The organism is Aeromonas sp. (assembly GCF_050633025.1).
GTDB lineage: Bacteria > Pseudomonadota > Gammaproteobacteria > Enterobacterales > Aeromonadaceae > Aeromonas.
In genome coordinates, this window is record NZ_JBODRQ010000063.1 from 1 (window position 1) to 19,676 (window position 19,676).

A 19,676-nucleotide genomic window follows, 5' to 3' on the forward strand; every position below is an offset into this window, starting at 1 on the left:
CGCATCTGGGCCAGCTTGTAGCGCAGGGTGCGCGGACTGATGCCGAGTCGGTCGGCCACCGCCTTGCGGCTGCCGTTACAATCTTGCAGGGTGTCGAGGATGATCTGGTGCTCCTGCTGCTTGAGCTCGTTGCCGAGGCGATCACCGCCATAGCTGCGCTCCACGCTGACAAACTCCATCTCCTGCTCGTCCAGCTCTTCCAGAATGAGGTGGTCACAATCAATGACCCCGTCGGGGCTGAGGATCAGGGCACGCTGTACCACGTTATCCAACTCCCGCACGTTACCGGGCCAGGGGTGGGCCAGCAGCCGCTCCCGCGAGGCATCCGTCAGCTGTGGTGTCGGCAACCCCTGCTGGCTGGCATGGAGGGCCAGCAGGTGCTCCGCCAGCGGCAGAATGTCGCCGGGCCGCTCACAGAGGGCAGACCAGCGCAGCGGGAATACATTGAGGCGATAGTAGAGATCTTCGCGGAACAGGCCATCCTGCACTGCTTTTTTCAAATCCCGGTTGCTGGTGGCGATGACCCGTACATCCAGCGGGATCATCTTGCGACTGCCGAGCCGCTCCACCTCTTTCTCCTGCAACACCCGCAGCAATTTGGCTTGCAGCCCCTGATCCATCTCGGTGATCTCGTCGAGCAGCAGTGTGCCCCCCTGTGCCTGCTCGAACTTGCCCGGGCACCCCTGCACCGCTCCGGTGAAGGCCCCCTTCTCGTAGCCAAACAGGGTCGCCTCCAGCATGTTTTCCGGAATGGCGGCGCAGTTGATGGCGACGAAGGGCTGCTCGGCGCGGCTGGAGTTGTCGTGAATGTAACGGGCCAGCACCTCTTTACCCGTCCCGCTCGGGCCGGTCACCATCACAGTCGCTTCGCTTCTGGCCACCCGGGTCGCCAGCTGGAACAGCTCGGCAGTTTTGGGGTCCCCGTAAACCACTGCGCGCTTCTCCACCTTCTGGGCGGGCACATAGCGGCTGACCTGATTGAGCAGCACCTCCGGCGAAAATGGCTTGGCCAGATAGTCGATGGCCCCTTCGCGCATGGCGCGCACCGCGCCGTCGATGTTGGCGTAGGCAGTCATCAGCAGCACAGGTATCTGCGGATATTGCTGGCGAATGGTGGCCAGCAGGGTGAGGCCGTCCATCCCCCCCATCTGGATATCGGAGATCACCATATCAAACGGCTGACGGGAGAGGGCCAGCAGAGCCCGCTCGCCGCTGTCCGCTTCACGGCACTCATAACCGCCGAGCAAAAGGGTGTCCACCAGCGCTTCGCGAAGGCCATTGTCATCTTCCACTACCAGGATCCGGGCCTGAGTCATGCTACACCTCCAAGCTGCACCGGTTGCTGGTGCAGGGGGAACGACAGTGTAAAGCAGGTGCCTTCACCGGGAACCGAGGCCACACCGACCTCCCCCTGATGGGCACGCACTACAGATTGCACCACCGCCAACCCCAGGCCAGTGCCCTGAGAGCGAGTGGTAAAGAAGGGTTCGAATACCTGACCTAGCTGATGGGAAGGGATCCCCTTGCCATTATCGATGACGCGCATCTCCACCCTGGCACCGCTGCGCACCGCGCTGACCAGCAGCGAGGTAGCCCCTGCCTGCTGGGCATTGGCAATCAGGTTGTTGATGGCGCTCGCCAGCGCACTGCTGTTGGCCAGCAGACAAAGATCTGGCTCCGGCGCCTCCATGTGCAGCTCGCAGCACTGTTGCTGGCAGAAGGCCTCGGCACCGGCCTGCACTTCGGCCAGCAATCCTTGTACCGAGATGGGGGTGACCACCTGATTGTCGCCATTGCGGGCAAACAGCAGGATGTCGTTGATCTGCTTCTCCAGATCCTGCAAACGGGCCATCAGCTTTTGCTGAAACTGGGTGCGGGATTCCGGCTTGAGGGTACGGTTGGCCAAGTTGGCGGCATAGAGCATGGCGGCGGAGAGCGGGGTACGGATCTGGTGAGCAAGCGAGGCAGCCATATTGCCAAGCGCCGACAACCTCTTCATATGGTTGATGCGATCCTGCAGCTTGCGGGTTTCGGTCAGGTCGTTGATAAAAACCAGCTGGCCGCTCTGATCCGGCAGCGGCTGGGTCGATAGCTGCACCCGGCGCCCGTCGCGCAGAGAGATCTCATGGCCATCATCCTCGCGCGGCTCGAAGCAGCGAGCAATGATGTGGCGCCAGAGCTCCCCTTCCAGCGGCTCCCCCAGCAGGGAGATGGCCGCCGGATTGGCGCGGGTGATCACCCCGGCCCCGTCAAGCAGCAACACCCCGGTAGGGAGCGCCTTGAAGATGGCATAGAGCTGGCTCACTTCGTGGGACTGGAGTGGCATGTCCTGTTGCTGGATTGTCATAAACCTGACCTCAAACTGGCTATTGGGTCAGGTTATTCAATTTCCATGCCACTAAATTATTTCAACTAAAACAATAGTTTGCGTGTGGGCGTCAAGGCTTTGACCCTCAGACGTCCTTGCTCATCCCGTACTTTTTCATCTTCTCCACCAGGGTGGTACGGCGCATACCGAGCAGATCGGCGGCGCGGGCCACCACCCCGTCCTGCGACTCCAGCGCCTGACGGATCAACTCTACTTCAAGGTCAGCCAGCATCTCTTTGAGGTTGACCCCCTCCTCCGGCAACTGCATGGTGCGGGCCGAGGTGAGGGAGTGATCCAGCTCTGGCGGATCCAGGAACACAGCCGCCAGCGCATCGCGCTCGTCCATTTCGGTCAGCCGTTCATCCCGCGGCTCGCTCGGCAACAGGCGATAACGGCTCGGCAGCTCTGCCACATCGATGATCTGGTGCGGGTAGAGAATGAGCAGACGCTCCAGCAGATTGGAGAGTTCGCGCACGTTGCCGGGCCAGGGGTACTGCATCAGCGACTCCAGCGCCCGCTGGGTCAGACGGATCGTGCTGTGATGCTGCTCGGCATGGCGATTAAGCAGCTCCTGCAGCAACAGGGGAATATCATCGATGCGATCCCGCAGTGGCGGCGTCTCTATGGGGAATACGTTAAGACGATAGTAGAGATCTTCGCGGAAACCTTGGCTGCGGATCAGCGCCTCCAGATCCCGGTGAGTTGCTGCAATGATGCGTACATCGGCCTGGATAGGCTTACCGCCGCCGACCCGGTCGAACAGCCGCTCCTGCAGCACCCGCAGCAACTTGACCTGCATCGGCATCGGCATATCGCCAATCTCGTCGAGAAACAGAGTGCCCCCCTGCGCCAGCTCGAAACGACCGCGACGGGCCGCGATGGCGCCGGTAAACGCCCCCTTCTCGTGACCGAACAACTCGCTCTCCAAGAGCTCAGCCGGAATGGCGCCACAATTGATGGGCACGAAGGGGCCGCGACAGCGGGCAGAGAGTTCGTGAATAGCGCGCGCCACCACCTCTTTGCCGGTGCCAGATTCGCCAAGGATCAGCACGTTGGCATCAGTTTCGGCGACCTGGCTGATGAGGCGACGCACCTCCTGGATCCCCTTACCTTTACCTACCAGCAGACGCAGTAACGTCTGCCCCTTGTCGTGGGTCTGCTGCCGGGGGTGGAGCGAGACAAAGGCCTGACAGAAGTGCAAGTGACGCGTCAGCGACTCATAGGTAAAGGGGGACAGGGCAACACCGATAAAGTTGCTGTTGGGCAGCTCGGCCTCAATCAGCGAGATGAATGGTGTACGGGGAAATGCAGCCAGTAGCTCAGACAAGGAACGACCACTCATTTCTCCCACCAGCACCCCTTGTAGCGGACCGGAGGATTCGATGGCCACATCCAGATCGCTTTGCGCCACCTCTTGCCACGGTATCCCCATAAACGAGAGCACGGTACCCAATTGCTGACGCCGCTGCGCATCGGCATCAACAATCAACACGCCCATCTCCACCATATCCATCCCTCGCAATGTCCTGAACTAACTTATTGTTTTATTGGGTCAAAAAACATCGACTAACGATGTTATGACCGGCACAAAGTGCCAAAAATCCGACATATTGTCAAAAATTGTCGTATCAGACTAAGTGTATCGACAGAAACGAAAAACCAGCCAAATTTGCCAAGATATTTTCTGCATGCCACGCTACCAACCAGTGCCGCCAGTTGCAGAAAAAACGGCCCCAGCCAAAAGGCAGCATGCAACAGGGTACAACGAACTCAGTGCTGGTTATGGTGGTGCGGCGCCGCATAACGACACTCGGGAAATCGGCTGCAGGCCAGAAAGAGCCGACCGGCATAAGGACCTTTTTTCGCCTCCCGCTCCACCAGCAGCGCATCGCAGCGAGGGCAGTGGTGCACCTCCTGCGCTTCATCATCATCCATATCGGCGAACAGGCCATCGACCAGCTCGTCCTCACTCGTTGCAGGCTCGACCGTGCCCCTGGTCTGAATAACGGGTTCGTGAAACGATACTGGCGAGATGGCCTCCGCATGGGCGATGCGACCGCCTGTCCCGTTACCGATATCCACGCCGTCCAGCAACAGAGGGTTAAAGGTCGGCTCACGACGAGCCCCGTGTGCCCCCCCCTCTGCCAGAGGTTCACTGGTTTTGACTAGCAGCGGCAGGATCTGTTCACGCAGCTCTTCCACCAGATAGTGGCTACTTGCCGGGATCTGCAGTAACGGCAGACCGGCACTGTCGCAGGCCGTTTTCAGAAAGAGATCACGCGCCTTGCGCTTCTGGTGACGGTGGGAACTGTCATCGAGCTCGATCGCGCAGATAAAGGAGAGATCCGCGGGGTGGCAAAGCAGGTAGTCGAAATGCTTGGCGCTGATCTTGTTAAAGTGCTGCTGCCATTTGCTTTTTCCAAGCCCGACCTGCGGTGTCAGCACATCAGCCACCCGCACCTTGGCAAAGACCCGGGCCTTGTCACCCACCGCCAGCTCCAGCCCCCCGAGAAACGATCGCTCGGCGGGACTGAACAGGGTCTCCTGCACATCATAGGGCAGGCGCTTTTGCTGTCTGCCTCTGCTCCAGAAGATCGCTAGCACAAGCAGCGCCAGCAACAGCAATCCCGACAGGACAAGGGTATTCATGAGAGCACGATCCAGTTCACAACACGAAAGGGTAACTACTTTACCACAGCCACCACGAAGCAAGGCAGCAGACAAGCGTATGGAAAGTGTAAAAGTCCCACCTTTTTATCTATTTGCCGTCAAGCGGGGGTTCATATGACCAGCCACAGCAGGCACAATGGGGATCGAGCAAGAGTTCCAGTTTCAAGGAGAGCAGGATGCAAAAGCAATTGGTGGTCACCGTGATCGGTACTGACAAACCCGGGATCGTCGAGAGCCTGGCAGCCGTCATCAGCCGCGAGCAGGGCAACTGGCTGGGCAGCGCCATGAGCGAATTGGCGGGTCAGTTTGCCGGTATACTCCATGTCTCTGTCCCCGATGAGCACTATCGCAGCCTGTGCGAAGCACTGGCCCTGCTGCCGGGACTCACCATCAGCTTTGCCGAAGGAGTTCCCACCGCCGATCCGCGACATCAGGTGATGATGACGGTGACCGGCAATGACCGCCCCGGCATCGTTCTCGAAGTGGCCAGCATACTGCGCCAGCTCGAGATCAACGTGGCCGATCTCACCACCGGCTGTGAACCGGCCCCCCACTCCGGCGCCCCGCTCTTCTATGCCCATGCGCTGGTGGCCCTGCCTGACGGGCTGGAGATGGAGCGCCTTGTCGCTGCGCTGGAGTCTCTCTCCGATGACCTGATGGTCGATATTGACGAGGCGATGCCCGAGTAATATTGCGGTCACTTTTCTGTCATATATTCACGTCACACCAGCCGTACAGAGGCATAACATGAGCACCGACAAGCTGTATGAAGAGAAAGAGCTGAGCTGGCTCTCATTCAATGAACGGGTGTTGCAAGAGGCGATGGACAAGACGGTGCCCCTCATCGAGCGGGTTCGTTTTCTGGGGATCTTCTCCTCCAACCAGGATGAGTTTTTTAAAGTTCGGGTATCGGATGTCAAGCGCCGCATTCTCATCAATGAAGTTCATGGCGGCGATGATGAAGCGAAAGTGCTGCTGCGCGCCATCCAGCAGAAGGTAATGGCACTTGGCGAAGCGTTCGACAACACCTACAAGGAGCTGTTGATTGCGCTGGCCCGCCACAACATCTTTCTGGTCAACGAGAACCAGCTATCCGATGCCATCCAGAAGTGGCTGCGGGTCTTCTTCAAGGAGAAGGTGCTGCGCCACATCATCCCGATCCTGCTCAACAAGGAGGTCAACCCGGTCAAGTTCCTCAAGGATGAGTACACCTATCTGGCCATCGAGATGAAGAAGAACGGTCAGGTGATCCAGTACGCCCTGGTGGAAGTGCCGACCGATGACCTGCCCCGCTTCTTCCAGCTGCCGCCGGAAGGGACCCGCCGCAAGAAGCAGATCATCATTCTGGACAACGTCATCCGCTTCTGTCTGGACGAGATCTTCAAGGGCTTCTTCGACTATGACGAGATTGCTGCCTATGCAGTGAAGCTGACCCGGGATGCCGAATACGATCTCTCCGACCAGCTGGACTTGAGCCTGGTAGACAAGATGAGTGACGGCTTGAAACAACGCCTCACCGCCATGCCAGTGCGCTTCGTCTACGAGCGGGAGATGCCGGCGGCCATGATAAGCTTCTTGAAACTCAAGCTGCAGATCAGCTCCTACGACGCCATCATGCCGGGCGGGCGCTACCACAACTTCAAGGATTTCATCGGCTTCCCCAACGTGGGCCGGGACTATCTGGAAAACCCCAAGCTGCCGGCCCTCGATTGCCATGATTTCGACGGCTTCGTCAACGCCTTCGATGCCATCACCAAGCAGGATATTCTGCTCTACTACCCGTACCACAAGTTCCACCACTTCACCGAGCTGGTGCGTCAGGCGGCGTTCGATCCGGCAGTGAGCGCCATTCGCATCAACATTTATCGGGTGGCCAAGAAGTCGCGGATCATCCACTCCCTCATCGATGCCGCCAATAACGGCAAGAAGGTGACCGTGGTGGTCGAGCTTCGCGCTCGTTTCGATGAGGCAGCCAACATCGACTGGGCCAACATCCTTACCGATGCCGGGGTCAAGGTGGTATTCGGAGTGCCAAGCCTCAAGATCCACTCCAAGCTCTGCCTTATCACCCGGCATGAGAACGGGGAAGCGGTGCGCTATGCCCACATCGGCACAGGTAACTTCAACGAGAAGACCGCCAAGATCTACACCGACTTCTCGCTGCTCACCCGCAATCCGGATATCACCGCCGAGGTGGAAGGGGTGTTTGAATACATCGAGTACCCCTATAAGCGTTACAAATTCAACCACCTGCTGGTCTCCCCCATCAACAGCCGCCGTCAACTCTATCGCCTCATCGATAACGAGCTCTCCAACGCCAAGGCAGGCCAGCCCAGCGGCATCACCCTCAAGATCAACAATCTGGTGGACAAGGATCTCATCAACCGCCTCTATGCCGCCGGTCAGGCCGGGGTGCCGATCCAGATGATCATCCGTGGCATGTGCGCCCTGCGCCCGGGCGTACCGGGCCTCAGTGACAACATCAAGGTGATCAGCATCATCGACCGCTTCCTCGAGCACCCGCGGGTGATGGTGTTCCACAACAAGGGCAACCCCCAGCTCTATATCTCCAGCGCCGACTGGATGAGCCGCAATATCGACGGCCGGATCGAGGTGGGCACCCCCATTTATGACGAGCGGCTCAAGCTGCGCATCATGGACATTCTCGAGCTACAACTGAGTGATACCTGCAAGGCGCGGGTCATCGATGCCGACCAGCAGAACGAATATGTGAAGCGGGGCAACCGCCGCAAGATCCGCTCTCAGGTGGCGATTTACGACTATCTCAAACGTATCGAGTCAAACAATGGACAATAGTCTCTATGCCGCCGTAGATCTCGGCTCCAACAGTTTTCATATGGTGATCGCCCATCTGAGCGAAGGGCGTTTTCGCATCGTCGATCGCATCAAGGAGCGGGTGCGTCTGGCGGAAGGAATGGATGAGCAGAAACGAATGAGCCAAGAGGCGATGGAACGCGGCCTCGCCTGCCTGTCACTGTTTGCCGAACGCCTCACCAATATCAAGCCGGACCAGATCCGCATCGCAGGTACCTATACCCTGCGCCGTGCCAGCAACGCGCGCGAATTTGTGAGTGAAGCAGCCAAGGTGCTCAACCACCCCATCGAGATCATCAGCGGGCAGGAAGAAGCACGGCTCATCTATCAGGGGGTTGCCCATACCCAGCATATCGAAGGCCAGGTACTGGTGATCGATATCGGTGGCGGCAGCACGGAGCTCATCATAGGCGAAGGGTTTGAGCACAAGGCCCTCACCAGTCGCAAGATGGGGTGTGTCAGCTTTACCCAGCACTTTTTTGCCAACGGCAAGCTGAGCGAGAAGGCCTTCAACGCCGCCGTGCTGGAGGCGCAGCACCAGCTCGCCCCCATCGTCAACCAGTACCGCAAGCTGGGCTGGCAGAGCTGCCTTGGCAGCTCAGGTTCGATCCGCACCGTGCGCGATGTGCTGCAAGGTGAGGGGCTGACCGATGGCAGTATTACGCTGGAGGGGCTGGAGCGGCTCAAGGCGCTGATGATTGAGCGCAAGCGAGTCGATAACCTCAAACTGGTCGGGCTTACCGAGGAGCGTCAGGAGGTGTTTGCCGCTGCGGTCGCCATCCTGCTCGGCCTGTTTACCTCGCTGCCCATCGAGCGACTGGACTACTCTGACGGCGCACTGCGCGAAGGGCTGCTGTATGAGTTCGAGGAGCGCTTGCAGCACCACGATATTCGCGAACGAACGGCACAAGCGCTCGGTACCCACTACCGGATGGACCGCAAACAAGCCGCCCGGGTGGAGCAGAGCGTGCTGACCCTGTTCGATGCCTTGCAAGAGCCCTGGCAGATGGAGAGAGAGCCCTATCGCGCCATCCTCGGCTGGGCGGCGCGGCTGCACGAAATTGGCCTTGCCATCAACTACAGCGGCATTCATCGCCACTCCGCCTATATCCTGCAACACACCGACCTGCCCGGCTTCAACCAGGACGATCAGGCCCTGCTGGCTGCGCTGGTACGCTTTCAGCGCAAGGGGCTCAAGCTCTCCGAGCTGCCGCCCCTGCCCAACCACGACATGCAGACGGTGCTGCGCTGCATCCGCATCCTGCGCCTCGCAGTCGCCGCTCACCACAAGCGTCAGGACAACCTGCTGCCTGATTGGAGAGTCGCAGTGCAAGGCGATCAGCTGGTAGTGACCCTGCCGATCGACTGGTGCGAGGATAACCGCCTGCTGATGCAGAATCTGGAGAAGGAGCATCGTTATTGCCAGGAACAGGGCTGGCCACTGTTATTCCAGCTCGGCTAAACCGGAAAGATAAATGCAAAAGGCAGCCCACTGGCTGCCTTTTGCATTTATCTTTCCACCCGTTACTGCAACTCGGGCAGCAACCACTTGGCCATCTCGAAGTAGATAATAAGGCCGGTACCATCCACCAGCGTCGCGATGAACGGCGCAGACACCACCGCAGGGTCGATGCGAAAACGACGCAGCACCATGGGAATAATGGACGCGACCGTGGCACTCCAGAGCACGATGGCGATGATGGTAAAGGTCACCACCATGCCGATCTGGGGACCAACGCCAAGACTCCATGCCCGTACCCAGGCCGCCATGGCAATGGCCCCCGAGATGAGCAGACCGGTGGAGAGCTCCTTTTTCAGCACGGTGCCGAGATTGCGCAGACTCACCTCCCCGACCGCCATGGCTCGTACTATGGTGGTGGTGATCTGGGTGCCGCTGTTACCACCAGTACCGATCAGTAGCGGAATGAAGAAGGCCAGCGCGATAGCCGCTTCCAGCTGCTCCTCAAATGCCCGCAGCACTGTGCCGGTGTAGGCTTCCGCCACAAACAGGATAAGCAGCCAACCCACCCGTTTGCGCCACAGCTGCCAGGGCGTCGCCTGCAAGTAAGGGGTATCGAGCGGTGATGAGCCCCCCTGCATCTCGGCATCCTCGGTGGATTCGAGCTCCAAAATATCCGCTGCATCATCGACGTGGAAAATACCGACCAGTCGCCCCTGATCCTCGACCGGCAATACTGACAGGTCGCGGTCGATGAGCAGGCGCGCCGCCAGCTCCTGATCCGCCCGAGCGTTGATCCGTACCGTCTCCCGGTCCATCAGGGTCGCAACGCTGGCCAGCGGGTCGGCGATCAGCAGGGTCTTGAGGGAGAGGCTCCCTTGCAGACGACCATCCCCGTTGACCACATAGATATGGCGAAACAGCTGGGCATTGTCCCAGGCATCGTGGATCAGCTGTTTGGCGTGACCAACCGTGTCCTCCTCCCGCACCGCCAGATATTCGTGGCGCATGTTGGCCCCCACTGACTCGGTGGGCCAATCCAGCAGGGAGTTATACATGGCCTGAGCCTGGGTCGGGAAGCGAGCCAGCAACATGGTGCGATCCTGACGACTCAGTTTGCGCAGGATGGCGACCATATCACGGCGGGGAATAGCCTCCTGCAACACGCTGACGATGCTGCCATGGAGCCGCTGCAACAGGCGCCCGGCACTCTCGGCCGAGAGTGAGCCGAGCAGTTCGGCACCTTGCGGGATGGGCAGGGTATCAAAGATACAGTTGAGCTCTTCCGGACGCAGGGTCAGCAGTTGCTCGGCGCGCTGAACCGGATCCAGATTATGTTCCAGCCAACCCTGCAGGGCGGCCAGATCGAGCAGTTGGTGACGGTTAAGAATGGTATGTGTTTTCTTCATCACAGATATCCTCATGTGATTTCAGGCGAGCCTGAATGCCTCCGGAAATAGCCGGATGCAACGACAAGAAAACAGCAATTTGATTGACGAGTAATAGGCAGGAAATGACGCCGTTCGGCGTGTCATCATCCCCACGTACCAGCTTTAGCACTGTATAACGTATCCGGCATGCCGGAAGCCACTTGGGTTTACACCTTAATCCGATGAAAACTGTCCTGATCTTGGGCGTCTCTGGACGTCGTGAGATCAGTGGCCTGTGTTTATACAGGAGCCTCGCCTAACGAGATGCTGCAAATAATTCGCACAACCCTCTGTTGTGCGGGCGGCATGATTATCCAGTATTGCCTGGAGATCAACCATGCAGCGACCATGTAACGGGCGACAGCAACAGCTTGTTACAATTGGCAGGAGATGACACAAAGCTATGTTGCGGAGCGGTGATAGACGCGCTCAACCTGTACGATTGCAGTTCGATATGGCAGTTATCGCTCGGCATATCTTTTCCTGACTCATCAACCATGATCGCATGCGGAACCAGGATTATCTGAGCCGCTATCTGCTGGGCCGCTGAGCAAAGCGGCACAAGTTGCGACTTGCAGATATAGGTGAGACGAGAGGCTGCTTTTGGTGGGTTTTCTTGCCGGATCAGCCCCTTTTTTTTCCACTTTCCCTACATGTTTAGTTCCCATCCGACTCTTCATCTGTCGCTTTCATAGCGACAAGCCCCAAGTGATACCAAACCACAAGCGGTATTAACGTTATAGTCAATAGGTGGTTTTTAAGTTGTTTAATCAAAATTTCATCGAGTTATTGAAGTAACTCAATTTTTTTATCTATAGGGGGGAGCAAAATAACAACTAACCCTTTTGGGCTAAATAAAACAGACAATGACAATTCATGGTTATCATGGTTAAAGCTACCCGCGGCAACATGGGTTGAATCACACGAGGTGATGGAATGATCTTGATGGAATTTTTGGTGGTGCTCGGCTGTTTGCTGCTGGGTACCCGCTTTGGGGGCATGGGACTCGGTCTCATCAGTGGTATCGGTCTCTTCCTGCTGACCTTCGTCTTCGGCCTGGTGCCGGGCGAACCGCCTGTTCAGGTAATGCTGACCATTCTGGCTGTGATCGGTTGCGCCGCCACCCTGCAGACTGCCGGTGGCCTCAACCTGATGATGCAAGTGGCCGAGCGTCTGCTGCGCCGTCACCCGCAATACATCACTATCCTGGCACCGCTCACCACCTGGACCCTCACCTTCCTGTGCGGTACCGGCCACGTGGTCTACACCATGTTCCCCATCATCGCCGACATCGCGCTGCAGAAGAACATCCGTCCCGAGCGCCCGATGGCTGTCGCCTCCGTTGCCTCCCAGATGGCCATCTGCGCCTCCCCGGTCTCCGTTGCCGTGGTCTCCATGGTCTCCATTCTGGCTGCAGGTCACGGTATCGGTCAGGCTTATGGCCTGCTCGACATCCTGATGGTCGCCATCCCCTCCTCCCTGGCCGGCGTTATCATCGCTGCTTTGTGGAGCCTGCGTCGCGGCAAGGATCTGGACAAGGACGAAGAGTTCCAGGCCAAGATCAAAGACCCGGAGCAGCGTGCCTTCATCTATGGTGGTGGCGAGACCCTGCTCAACACCAAGTTCCCGAAAGAGGCCTACTGGTCAACCTGGATCTTCTTCGCCGCCATCGCTGCCGTGGTCTTGCTGGGAGCCTATGAGGATCTGCGCCCCGTCTTTACTATCAAGGAGAAGACAGGCCCGCTCTCCATGAACCTGGTGATCCAGATGATGATGCTGATCGCAGGTGCCATCATCCTGATGCGCTGCAAGGTCAAGCCGGGTGATATCTCCAACGGTGCCGTCTTCAAGGCGGGCATGGTCGCCATCTTCTCCGTGTTCGGGGTTGCCTGGATGAGTGAGACCTTCTTCCAGGCTCACATGCCACTGCTCAAAGAGACCCTGGCCCACGTGGTGCAGGCCCAGCCCTGGACCTACGCCCTAGTACTGTTCCTCATCTCCAAGCTGGTGAACAGCCAGGCTGCCGCCCTGACCGCCATCGCTCCCATGGGGCTGGCGCTGGGAGTGGAGCCCAAGCTACTGATCGCCTTCTTGCCGGCGAGCTACGGCTACTTCGTTTTGCCGACCTACCCGAGCGACCTGGCCTGTATCGGTTTCGACCGCTCCGGCACCACCCGTATCGGCAAGTTCATCATCAACCACAGCTTCATCATTCCGGGGCTGATCGGGGTAATCTCCTCCTGTACCCTGGGTTATATCCTGACCAGCATTCTGCTCTAATCTGCGCCCGCTGTTCAGCCCGCCTGACAGGCCCCTTCCGGGGCCTGTCTCATTTCTCCCCCCCATGACTCATCGCACTTTACCAACCGGCCGCACACTGGTTAGCATGCCTCCTCTTATCCTTGGAACTTACCTTATGTCTCGCGTCATCCTGCTCTGGAGCGGTGGTAAAGATGCCATGCTGGCCCTCTGTCATGCCCGCCAAGCGGGTCTTCAGGTGGTGGCACTGGCTACCTTTGCCCCACCAGATCCCCTATTTCTCGCTCATCCGTTGCCATTAGTACGCCGTCAGGCGGCGGCCCTCGGGCTACCCCATCTGCTGGTCACCATAGAAGCACCGTTCGAGCAGAGCTATGAGACGGCGCTGAGCCGCTTGCAGCAGGAGTGGGCCCTCGACGGGGTGGTTACTGGCGATATCGACAGCGTGGCGGGGGCGCCAAACTGGATCCGCGAACGCTGCCGCCCACTGGGGCTCACCGTCCATACCCCACTCTGGCAGCAATCTCGTCAAACCTTGCTGACAGACATGCTGGCACGCGGCATCATCGCCCATATATCCTGCGTTGATACCCGGGTGCTGGCCCCCGAGTGGGTGGGACGCATACTCGATGCCACCACCCTCGCGAAATTGCAGCAACAGGCCGAGCGCAAGGGCTTCGATGCCTGCGGCGAACAGGGGGAGTACCACACCATGGTGACGGACGGCCCGGGCTTTGCCACCCCGCTGTACCTCGCGGGCTGGCAGGTAAGGCGGCAGGATCATCTGGCCTATCTGGCCGAGCCGCAGAGGTAGCAACGCCACGTCATCTGACCCGCACGCTCTGTACGCACGAAAAATCGAAATAAAAAAGGCGCCTGACGCGCCTTTCTATTCACTTTCCGCTTAGCCCTTGCCCAGCAAGGTGCCCAGATCGTCCGCCTTGGTGTGGCGCACATCCTTGCCTTTCACGTAGTAGACGATGTACTCGCAGATGTGCTGGCAGCGATCGCCGACCCGCTCGATGGCTCGCGCCGCCCACAGGACGTTGAGGACCTGGGGGATGGTGCGGGGATCTTCCATCATATAGGTCATCAGCTCGCGGATGATGGACTCGTACTCCCGGTCTACCTTGTCATCTTCTTTGTAGACCGCCAGCGCCGCATCCAGATCCATCCGGGCGAAGGCGTCGAGCACATCGTGCAGCATCTTGATGGTACGACGGCCCATGTTCTCCAGAGACACCAGCGGCGGCTGCGGCTTGTTGGCGTTGTCGGTCAGCATGCGGGCGATCTTGTCGGCCACGTCGCCAATGCGCTCCAGATCGGTGATGGTCTTGATGATGGCCATCACCAGTCGCAGGTCGGAGGCTGTCGGCTGACGCTTGGCGATGATGCGGGTGCACTCCTCGTCGATCGCCACTTCCATCGCGTTGACCTTGTGGTCATTGGCCACGATCTTGCGCGCCGCATCGAGATCCTGATCGTGGATCGCCGCGATGGCGTCGGTGAGCTGCTGCTCCACCATGCCACCCATCACCAGCACCTGGTTGCGCACACTCTCGAGCTCGGCATTGAACTGACCGGAGATATGTTTATTGAGGTTCATATTGTCCATACAAATAGTCCTTGATGCTCCGATTATGCCTTAGCCGTTGAATTGACTGCCAATCTGTTTGCTGAGATTCATCCTCTCCTCTCCTTAACCGTAGCGACCGGTGATGTAGTCTTCGGTCTTTTTCTTGGCCGGTGTGGTGAAAATGGTATTGGTATCCGAGTACTCGATAAGCTCGCCCATATACATGAAGGCGGTCTGATCAGATACGCGCGCAGCCTGTTGCATGTTGTGGGTCACGATCACCACGGTGAACTGACTCTTGAGCTCGTTGATCAGCTCCTCGATGGTGAGAGTGGAGATGGGGTCGAGCGCCGAGGTCGGTTCATCGAGCAGCAACACTTCCGGCTCGATGGCAATGGCGCGGGCAATCACCAGACGCTGCTGCTGACCACCGGAGAGACCGAAGGCGTTGTCATGCAGACGATCCTTCACCTCGTCCCACAGGGCCGCACCGCGCAGGGAGCGCTCGGCCGCTTCATCCAGAGTGCGACGATCGTTGATCCCCTGCAGGCGCAGACCATAGACCACGTTCTCGTAGATGGACTTGGGGAACGGGTTCGGGCGCTGGAACACCATGCCCACCTGACGGCGCAGGGCGGAAACATCGACGCTCTTGTCATAGATGTTATGGCCGTGCAGCTGAATTTCCCCCTCGATGCGGCAGATCTCCACCAGATCGTTCATCCGGTTGATGCAGCGCAGCAGGGTCGATTTGCCACAGCCTGACGGGCCGATAAAGGCGGTCACCTGCCCTTTGGGGATCTTCATGTTGACGTTGAACAACGCCTGCTTGCTGCCGTAGTACAGGTTGAGATCCTTCACCTCCAGCGCGGTCTGCTCCGGGGTCAGGTTGAGCAGGTCCAGCGCGGTGTGCTGGGTAGACGTGGTCGTTACGTTGATCATCTGTTACCTCAAAATCTATCTGGAGTGGCCGGACAGCTGCCGGCGCCCCTCACGTATTGGTGCAGAGAGATGGCGGCTCGCGCTCGGCCGCCCCTCTGTTATCTCACTCTTGTATCACTCATGCGGCGCCGGATTAATGCTCCAGCGACCGGAATTTCTCGCGCAAGTGGTTACGAATACCGATAGCGGTCAGGTTGAGGCCCACGATCACCGTCACCAGCAGGAAGGAGGTGGCGTAGACCAGCGGGCGGGCCGCCTCGACGTTGGGGCTCTGAAAGCCGACGTCATAGATGTGGAAGCCCAGGTGCATGAACTTGCGCTCCACATGCAGATACGGGAAGTTGCCATCCATCGGCAGGGTCGGTGCCAGTTTTACCACCCCCACCAGCATCAGCGGCGCCACTTCACCGGCTGCACGGGCAATCGCCAGAATAAGGCCGGTCATGATGGCCGGGCTCGCCATCGGCAGCACGATGCGCCACAGGGTCTCGGCCTGGGTCGCGCCCAGTGCCAACGAGCCCTGACGGATGGTGCTCGGGATCCGCGCCAGCCCCTCTTCGGTGGAGACAATCACCACCGGCAGGGTCAGGATAGCCAGGGTCAGCGCCGACCAGATCACGCCGGGTGAGCCAAAGGTCGGGCTCGGCAGCGCTTCCGGATAGAACAGCTGATCCAGCGAGCCACCGAGGGTGTAGACGAAGAAGCCCAGACCAAACACGCCGTAAACGATGGAGGGCACGCCCGCCAGGTTGATCACCGCGATGCGGATGATCTTGGTCAGGCTGTTCTTGCCCGCATATTCGTGCAGGTAGACTGCCGCTACCACCCCCAGCGGGGTCACGATGATCGCCATCAGGAACACCATGAACACAGTGCCGAAGATGGCCGGGAACACCCCGCCCTCGGTGTTGGCTTCACGGGGATCGTCAGAGACGAACTTGCCGATCTGGTGGAACCAGTGACCCACCTTGGCCAGCAGGCTCATGTCGTTGGGCCATACCACGTCCAGTACCTTGGACATCGGCATGGTCACCAGCTCGCCACGCATATCCTTGACGGTGATGGCGTCGCGGTCCGCTTGGCTACGCAGGGAGAAGAGCTCTTTTTCCAGCACCTGATAGCGATCGTTGAGGGCCTGACGCTCGCTGGCCAGTTCGGCTTTGAGCTGATCGGTCAGCTTGTCATCCAGCTCGGCCTTGCGCTCTTTCAGGCGCAGCCGCTCCAGTTGATAGTTGATGCTACCGATGTCCCCTTTTTGCAGATCGTTGGCCTGTTCGGAGAGTGCATTGGCTCGCGCCAGCACCCGCTGCAGGGCAGGATGCAGATCAGCGGTGAGCTCGCGGCCATCCTCTTTCACCCCGACGATATAGCCATAGAAGTTGCCGTTGGTGGCACGCTCAACCATGGCCAGCTCGGCTGGCTGGCTCTGGGATTTGATGTCCGTCTCCAGCACCCAGCGAAAATCGAGGTCAACGAACTCGCGGTTGCCGGTCTTGACCAGGTAGCGGGTCAGCAGCTCGCGCTCTTCCCCTTCCAGCGCCAGACCTGCGGCGCGCAGTCGCTCCACCGGTACCTGCTCGCGATCGTTGATTTCGCCGATCAGTACGCTCTTGTTACCGCTGGCATCTTCCAGCTGCCACTCATAGATGGGGTGCGGCCAGAAGTAGACCAGACCACGCCAGCCGATCAGCAGCAGCAGACCCAGTACCGCCACCAGACTCAGGCTGACGGCACCGCCGGTCATCCAGATCCAGGGGGCCCCTGATTTAAACCACTTACCCATTGTCGATTCCTTGTCCATTACAGAGCCGCCCCTTACATCGAGCTGTATTTTTCACGCAACCGCTGACGGACAAACTCGGCCAGGGTGTTGAACATAAAGGTGAACACAAACAGGACGAAGGCCGCGAGGAACAGTACCCGATAGTGGGAGCTGCCCACTTCCGACTCCGGCATCTCCACCGCAATGTTGGCGGCGAGGGTGCGCAGCCCCTGGAACATGGAGAAGTCCATGATGGGGGTGTTGCCGGTAGCCATCAGCACGATCATGGTCTCGCCCACGGCGCGGCCAAGACCCATCATCACCGCAGAGAAGATGCCCGGGCTCGCGGTGAGGATCACCACCCGGCTCAGGGTCTGCCACGGGGTGGCCCCCAGCGCCAGCGAGCCCTGGGTCAGGTGCTTGGGCACAGAGAAGACCGCATCTTCAGCGATGGAGAAGATGGTGGGGATGACCGCAAAGCCCATGGCGATACCGACCACCAGCGAGTTACGCTGGTCAAACTTGATGCCCATTTCGTGAGTCAGCCAGATGCGCGAATCGCCGTGCATAAAGGCATTCTCGATGAGCGGGCTCAGCGCGAACGCCCCCCAGCCAATCAGCAGCAGCACCGGGATCAGCAGGATGGCGTGCCACCCCTCCGGCAGCCAGGACTTGCCGCGCTCCGGCAGATAGTTCCAGAGCAATGCAGTCAGCAACATTCCCATCGGCAGCAATATCAGTAGCAGGATCACCCCGGGCAACGCACCCTCGATGATGGGCGCCAGCCACAGACCCGCCAGGAAGCCCAGGATAACGGTCGGCAGCGCCGCCATGATCTCGACCGTCGGCTTGACGTATTTGCGCAGCCCCGCCGACATGAAGTAGGCGGTATAGATGGCACCGGCCACGCCGAGCGGCACAGCAAACACCATGGCGTAGAAAGAGGCTTTCAGCGTACCGAAGACCAGCGGCACCAAACTCAGCTTGGCTTCAAAGTCGTTGCTGGCGGAGGTGGATTGCCACACATACTGGGGCTCCGGATACCCTTCATACCACACCTGTTGCCAGAGGGCAGACCAGGTCACTTCGGGGTGCTCGTTCTCCACAGAGAAGAGCTTGAAGGTATTCCCTTGCTGCATCAGCAACAGATTGTGACGGGGGGAGATGGCCAGAGCAGAGAGTTCGCCACCTTCCACCGTCTCGGTCAGCAGCTTGGTCTCGCCGGTGGCGTGGAAGAAGCTGATGATGCCGTCCTTGTCGGCACTGATGAAGCCTTTGCGAAAGTGCTCGGGAGTCAGCAGTTCTACCGCACCATCCCCCTTGAAGTCACGAATTTGGGTGAACTGGCGTTTGCCATCCTTCGCCACTTCGAACCACTGGGAAATCACGCCGTTGTCATTACCTACCAGCAGTGAAGAGGCGCCGGAGAGCAGCTGAACCCGGGTCACATTGGCGTTGGGGGCATTGATCTCCAGCACGTTGCGCAGGGAGATTTCACTCAGGTTATGAATGTCATAGACGGAGAGGCGATTGCCCTCGCGCACGAACAGGATCCGCAGATTGGGGGTCAGCAACATCTGATCCACATGGCGCGGCAGGGAGGGAATCGTGTAGTTTTCACTGCTCCACTCAATCTCCCCGGAGAGGAAGTTCTCCTCACCGCTCATCACCGTCATCACACCACGACCATCTTCGGTCACGGCGGCGGTCGCCATCTTGTCCTTGGTGGCTTCGAACACCATCAGTTGCAGTGCCTTCCCTTGCGGGTCGATCACCACAGGTTCTTCGCCGAAGGGATATTGCAGGCTGGGTTCAATCACCCGCACATCGTTGGGATAGGAGACCTTGAACGCTGGCTGGACGACCTGCGCCTTACCATCAGCAAAGCCGTAGGCGATCAGCCGCTGACCAGGAGCCGGGGTCGCTACCGTGGTGATGTCACCAGCAACCTGGGCCTGACCCAGTGACTGGCCGACCTTGATCTTGTCATCTCCCTGGACTGCGAAGAAGTTGACCTGCCCTTTATCGCTGAAGCGATAGCCGATCTCGTTCTGCTCTTCCACGCCGAGCCAGGCGGTCTTCCCTGCGGCAGGCAGGGTAAACGAGGCGGTCGGCTCCATGGAGGCGCCATTGAAGATGGGTTTCACCACATAGAGCAGATAAAAGAAGATAAGCAGCAGCGCCACCAGTACCAGGGCTCCGCCTGTGGTGACGCCATATTTGGCCAATTTATCCTTGATCCGGCGTTTTCTACTGCCCGCCATGACCAGGTTTAACGATTCCGATGACATGCAAGACCTCAATGTAAGCTAGGCTTCGCGGCATTATATGGCGGTTGCATGACAGTTTTGTTACATCCGCCACCCTAAAATAAG

General features: G+C 58.9%; 14 protein-coding genes and 1 riboswitch. Of the genes, 5 read left to right on the top strand and 9 right to left on the bottom strand.

Annotated elements, in window-relative coordinates; all coding sequences use genetic code 11:
- The 4 genes from ACRAUW_RS10255 to ACRAUW_RS10270 form a co-directional block, all read right to left on the bottom strand.
- A partial coding sequence (locus tag ACRAUW_RS10255; RefSeq protein ID WP_431362196.1) for a sigma-54-dependent transcriptional regulator occupies nt 1-1,316 on the bottom strand: 1,316 nt, incomplete at its 3' end.
- On the bottom strand, nt 1,313-2,347 hold the full coding sequence (locus ACRAUW_RS10260) for a sensor histidine kinase (RefSeq protein WP_431362197.1): 1,035 nt from the start codon (nt 2,345-2,347) through the stop codon (nt 1,313-1,315). The genes ACRAUW_RS10255 and ACRAUW_RS10260, both read right to left, overlap by 4 nt.
- A gap of 106 nt (nt 2,348-2,453) precedes the next feature.
- Entirely contained in the window at nt 2,454-3,875 is a 1,422-nt protein-coding gene (locus ACRAUW_RS10265; RefSeq protein WP_431362206.1) for a sigma-54 dependent transcriptional regulator, read from the bottom strand.
- Nucleotides 3,876-4,138: 263 nt separating this feature from the next.
- A complete protein-coding gene (locus tag ACRAUW_RS10270; protein ID WP_431362198.1) occupies nt 4,139-5,017 on the bottom strand; it encodes a DUF2726 domain-containing protein in 879 nt (292 codons plus the stop codon).
- Between the two features lie 197 nt (nt 5,018-5,214).
- Between ACRAUW_RS10270 and ACRAUW_RS10275 the strand changes: the two genes are divergently transcribed.
- The 3 genes from ACRAUW_RS10275 to ppx are packed head-to-tail and all read left to right on the top strand — an operon-like array spanning nt 5,215 to nt 9,335.
- Entirely contained in the window at nt 5,215-5,727 is a 513-nt protein-coding gene (locus ACRAUW_RS10275) for a glycine cleavage system protein R (protein ID WP_431362199.1), read from the top strand.
- Nucleotides 5,728-5,785: 58 nt separating this feature from the next.
- Entirely contained in the window at nt 5,786-7,855 is a 2,070-nt protein-coding gene (gene ppk1 / locus ACRAUW_RS10280; protein WP_431362200.1) for a polyphosphate kinase 1, read from the top strand.
- Nucleotides 7,845-9,335, top strand: a complete 1,491-nt coding sequence (gene ppx, locus ACRAUW_RS10285; protein ID WP_431362201.1) for an exopolyphosphatase — start codon at nt 7,845-7,847, stop codon at nt 9,333-9,335. Before ppk1 ends, ppx begins: the two co-directional genes overlap by 11 nt.
- 62 nt (nt 9,336-9,397) lie before the next feature.
- Here the strand turns inward: ppx and mgtE are convergent, their stop codons facing one another.
- The gene (mgtE, locus tag ACRAUW_RS10290; protein WP_431362202.1) at nt 9,398-10,741 is read right to left on the bottom strand and encodes a magnesium transporter; all 1,344 of its coding nucleotides are present in this window, start codon (nt 10,739-10,741) and stop codon (nt 9,398-9,400) included.
- 122 nt (nt 10,742-10,863) lie between these two features.
- A riboswitch (M-box (ykoK) riboswitch) is annotated at nt 10,864-11,033 on the bottom strand.
- Nucleotides 11,034-11,698: 665 nt separating this feature from the next.
- Here mgtE and ACRAUW_RS10295 point away from each other — a divergent pair.
- Together ACRAUW_RS10295 and ACRAUW_RS10300 are read left to right on the top strand one after the other, a co-directional pair.
- Nucleotides 11,699-13,042 (top strand): anaerobic C4-dicarboxylate transporter, encoded by a 1,344-nt coding sequence (locus ACRAUW_RS10295; protein ID WP_431362203.1) that lies wholly within the window; start codon nt 11,699-11,701, stop codon nt 13,040-13,042.
- Between the two features lie 136 nt (nt 13,043-13,178).
- Nucleotides 13,179-13,835 (top strand): hypothetical protein, encoded by a 657-nt coding sequence (locus ACRAUW_RS10300; RefSeq protein ID WP_431362204.1) that lies wholly within the window; start codon nt 13,179-13,181, stop codon nt 13,833-13,835.
- Nucleotides 13,836-13,925: 90 nt separating this feature from the next.
- Here the strand turns inward: ACRAUW_RS10300 and phoU are convergent, their stop codons facing one another.
- The 4 genes from phoU to ACRAUW_RS10320 all read right to left on the bottom strand — a co-directional run bounded on the left by phoU (nt 13,926) and on the right by ACRAUW_RS10320 (nt 19,592).
- Nucleotides 13,926-14,636, bottom strand: coding sequence for a phosphate signaling complex protein PhoU (gene phoU / locus ACRAUW_RS10305; protein ID WP_236346667.1), 711 nt, complete (start codon nt 14,634-14,636; stop codon nt 13,926-13,928).
- An 84-nt stretch (nt 14,637-14,720) separates the two neighbouring features.
- Nucleotides 14,721-15,539 carry a phosphate ABC transporter ATP-binding protein PstB gene (pstB, locus tag ACRAUW_RS10310; protein ID WP_005334102.1) on the bottom strand — a complete coding sequence of 273 codons (819 nt, stop codon included), beginning with the start codon at nt 15,537-15,539 and terminating at the stop codon, nt 14,721-14,723.
- A 133-nt stretch (nt 15,540-15,672) separates the two neighbouring features.
- Nucleotides 15,673-17,322 carry a phosphate ABC transporter permease PstA gene (gene pstA, locus ACRAUW_RS10315; RefSeq protein WP_335838966.1) on the bottom strand — a complete coding sequence of 550 codons (1,650 nt, stop codon included), beginning with the start codon at nt 17,320-17,322 and terminating at the stop codon, nt 15,673-15,675.
- A gap of 32 nt (nt 17,323-17,354) precedes the next feature.
- Nucleotides 17,355-19,592 carry a phosphate ABC transporter permease gene (locus ACRAUW_RS10320; RefSeq protein WP_431362205.1) on the bottom strand — a complete coding sequence of 746 codons (2,238 nt, stop codon included), beginning with the start codon at nt 19,590-19,592 and terminating at the stop codon, nt 17,355-17,357.
- Between the last annotated feature and the right edge of the window lie 84 nt (nt 19,593-19,676).

Excerpts from the sequence above, each read along its gene's own strand:
- ACRAUW_RS10260 (WP_431362197.1), bottom strand. The coding sequence starts at position 2,347 with ATGACAATCCAGCAACAGGACATGCCACTCCAGTCCCACGAAGTGAGC.
- ACRAUW_RS10265 (WP_431362206.1), bottom strand. The coding sequence starts at position 3,875 with ATGGTGGAGATGGGCGTGTTGATTGTTGATGCCGATGCGCAGCGGCGT.
- ACRAUW_RS10270 (WP_431362198.1), bottom strand. The coding sequence starts at position 5,017 with ATGAATACCCTTGTCCTGTCGGGATTGCTGTTGCTGGCGCTGCTTGTG.
- ACRAUW_RS10275 (WP_431362199.1), top strand. The coding sequence starts at position 5,215 with ATGCAAAAGCAATTGGTGGTCACCGTGATCGGTACTGACAAACCCGGG.
- ppk1 (WP_431362200.1), top strand. The coding sequence starts at position 5,786 with ATGAGCACCGACAAGCTGTATGAAGAGAAAGAGCTGAGCTGGCTCTCA.
- ppx (WP_431362201.1), top strand. The coding sequence starts at position 7,845 with ATGGACAATAGTCTCTATGCCGCCGTAGATCTCGGCTCCAACAGTTTT.
- mgtE (WP_431362202.1), bottom strand. The coding sequence starts at position 10,741 with ATGAAGAAAACACATACCATTCTTAACCGTCACCAACTGCTCGATCTG.
- ACRAUW_RS10295 (WP_431362203.1), top strand. The coding sequence starts at position 11,699 with ATGATCTTGATGGAATTTTTGGTGGTGCTCGGCTGTTTGCTGCTGGGT.
- ACRAUW_RS10300 (WP_431362204.1), top strand. The coding sequence starts at position 13,179 with ATGTCTCGCGTCATCCTGCTCTGGAGCGGTGGTAAAGATGCCATGCTG.
- phoU (WP_236346667.1), bottom strand. The coding sequence starts at position 14,636 with ATGGACAATATGAACCTCAATAAACATATCTCCGGTCAGTTCAATGCC.
- pstB (WP_005334102.1), bottom strand. The coding sequence starts at position 15,539 with ATGATCAACGTAACGACCACGTCTACCCAGCACACCGCGCTGGACCTG.
- pstA (WP_335838966.1), bottom strand. The coding sequence starts at position 17,322 with ATGGGTAAGTGGTTTAAATCAGGGGCCCCCTGGATCTGGATGACCGGC.
- ACRAUW_RS10320 (WP_431362205.1), bottom strand. The coding sequence starts at position 19,592 with ATGTCATCGGAATCGTTAAACCTGGTCATGGCGGGCAGTAGAAAACGC.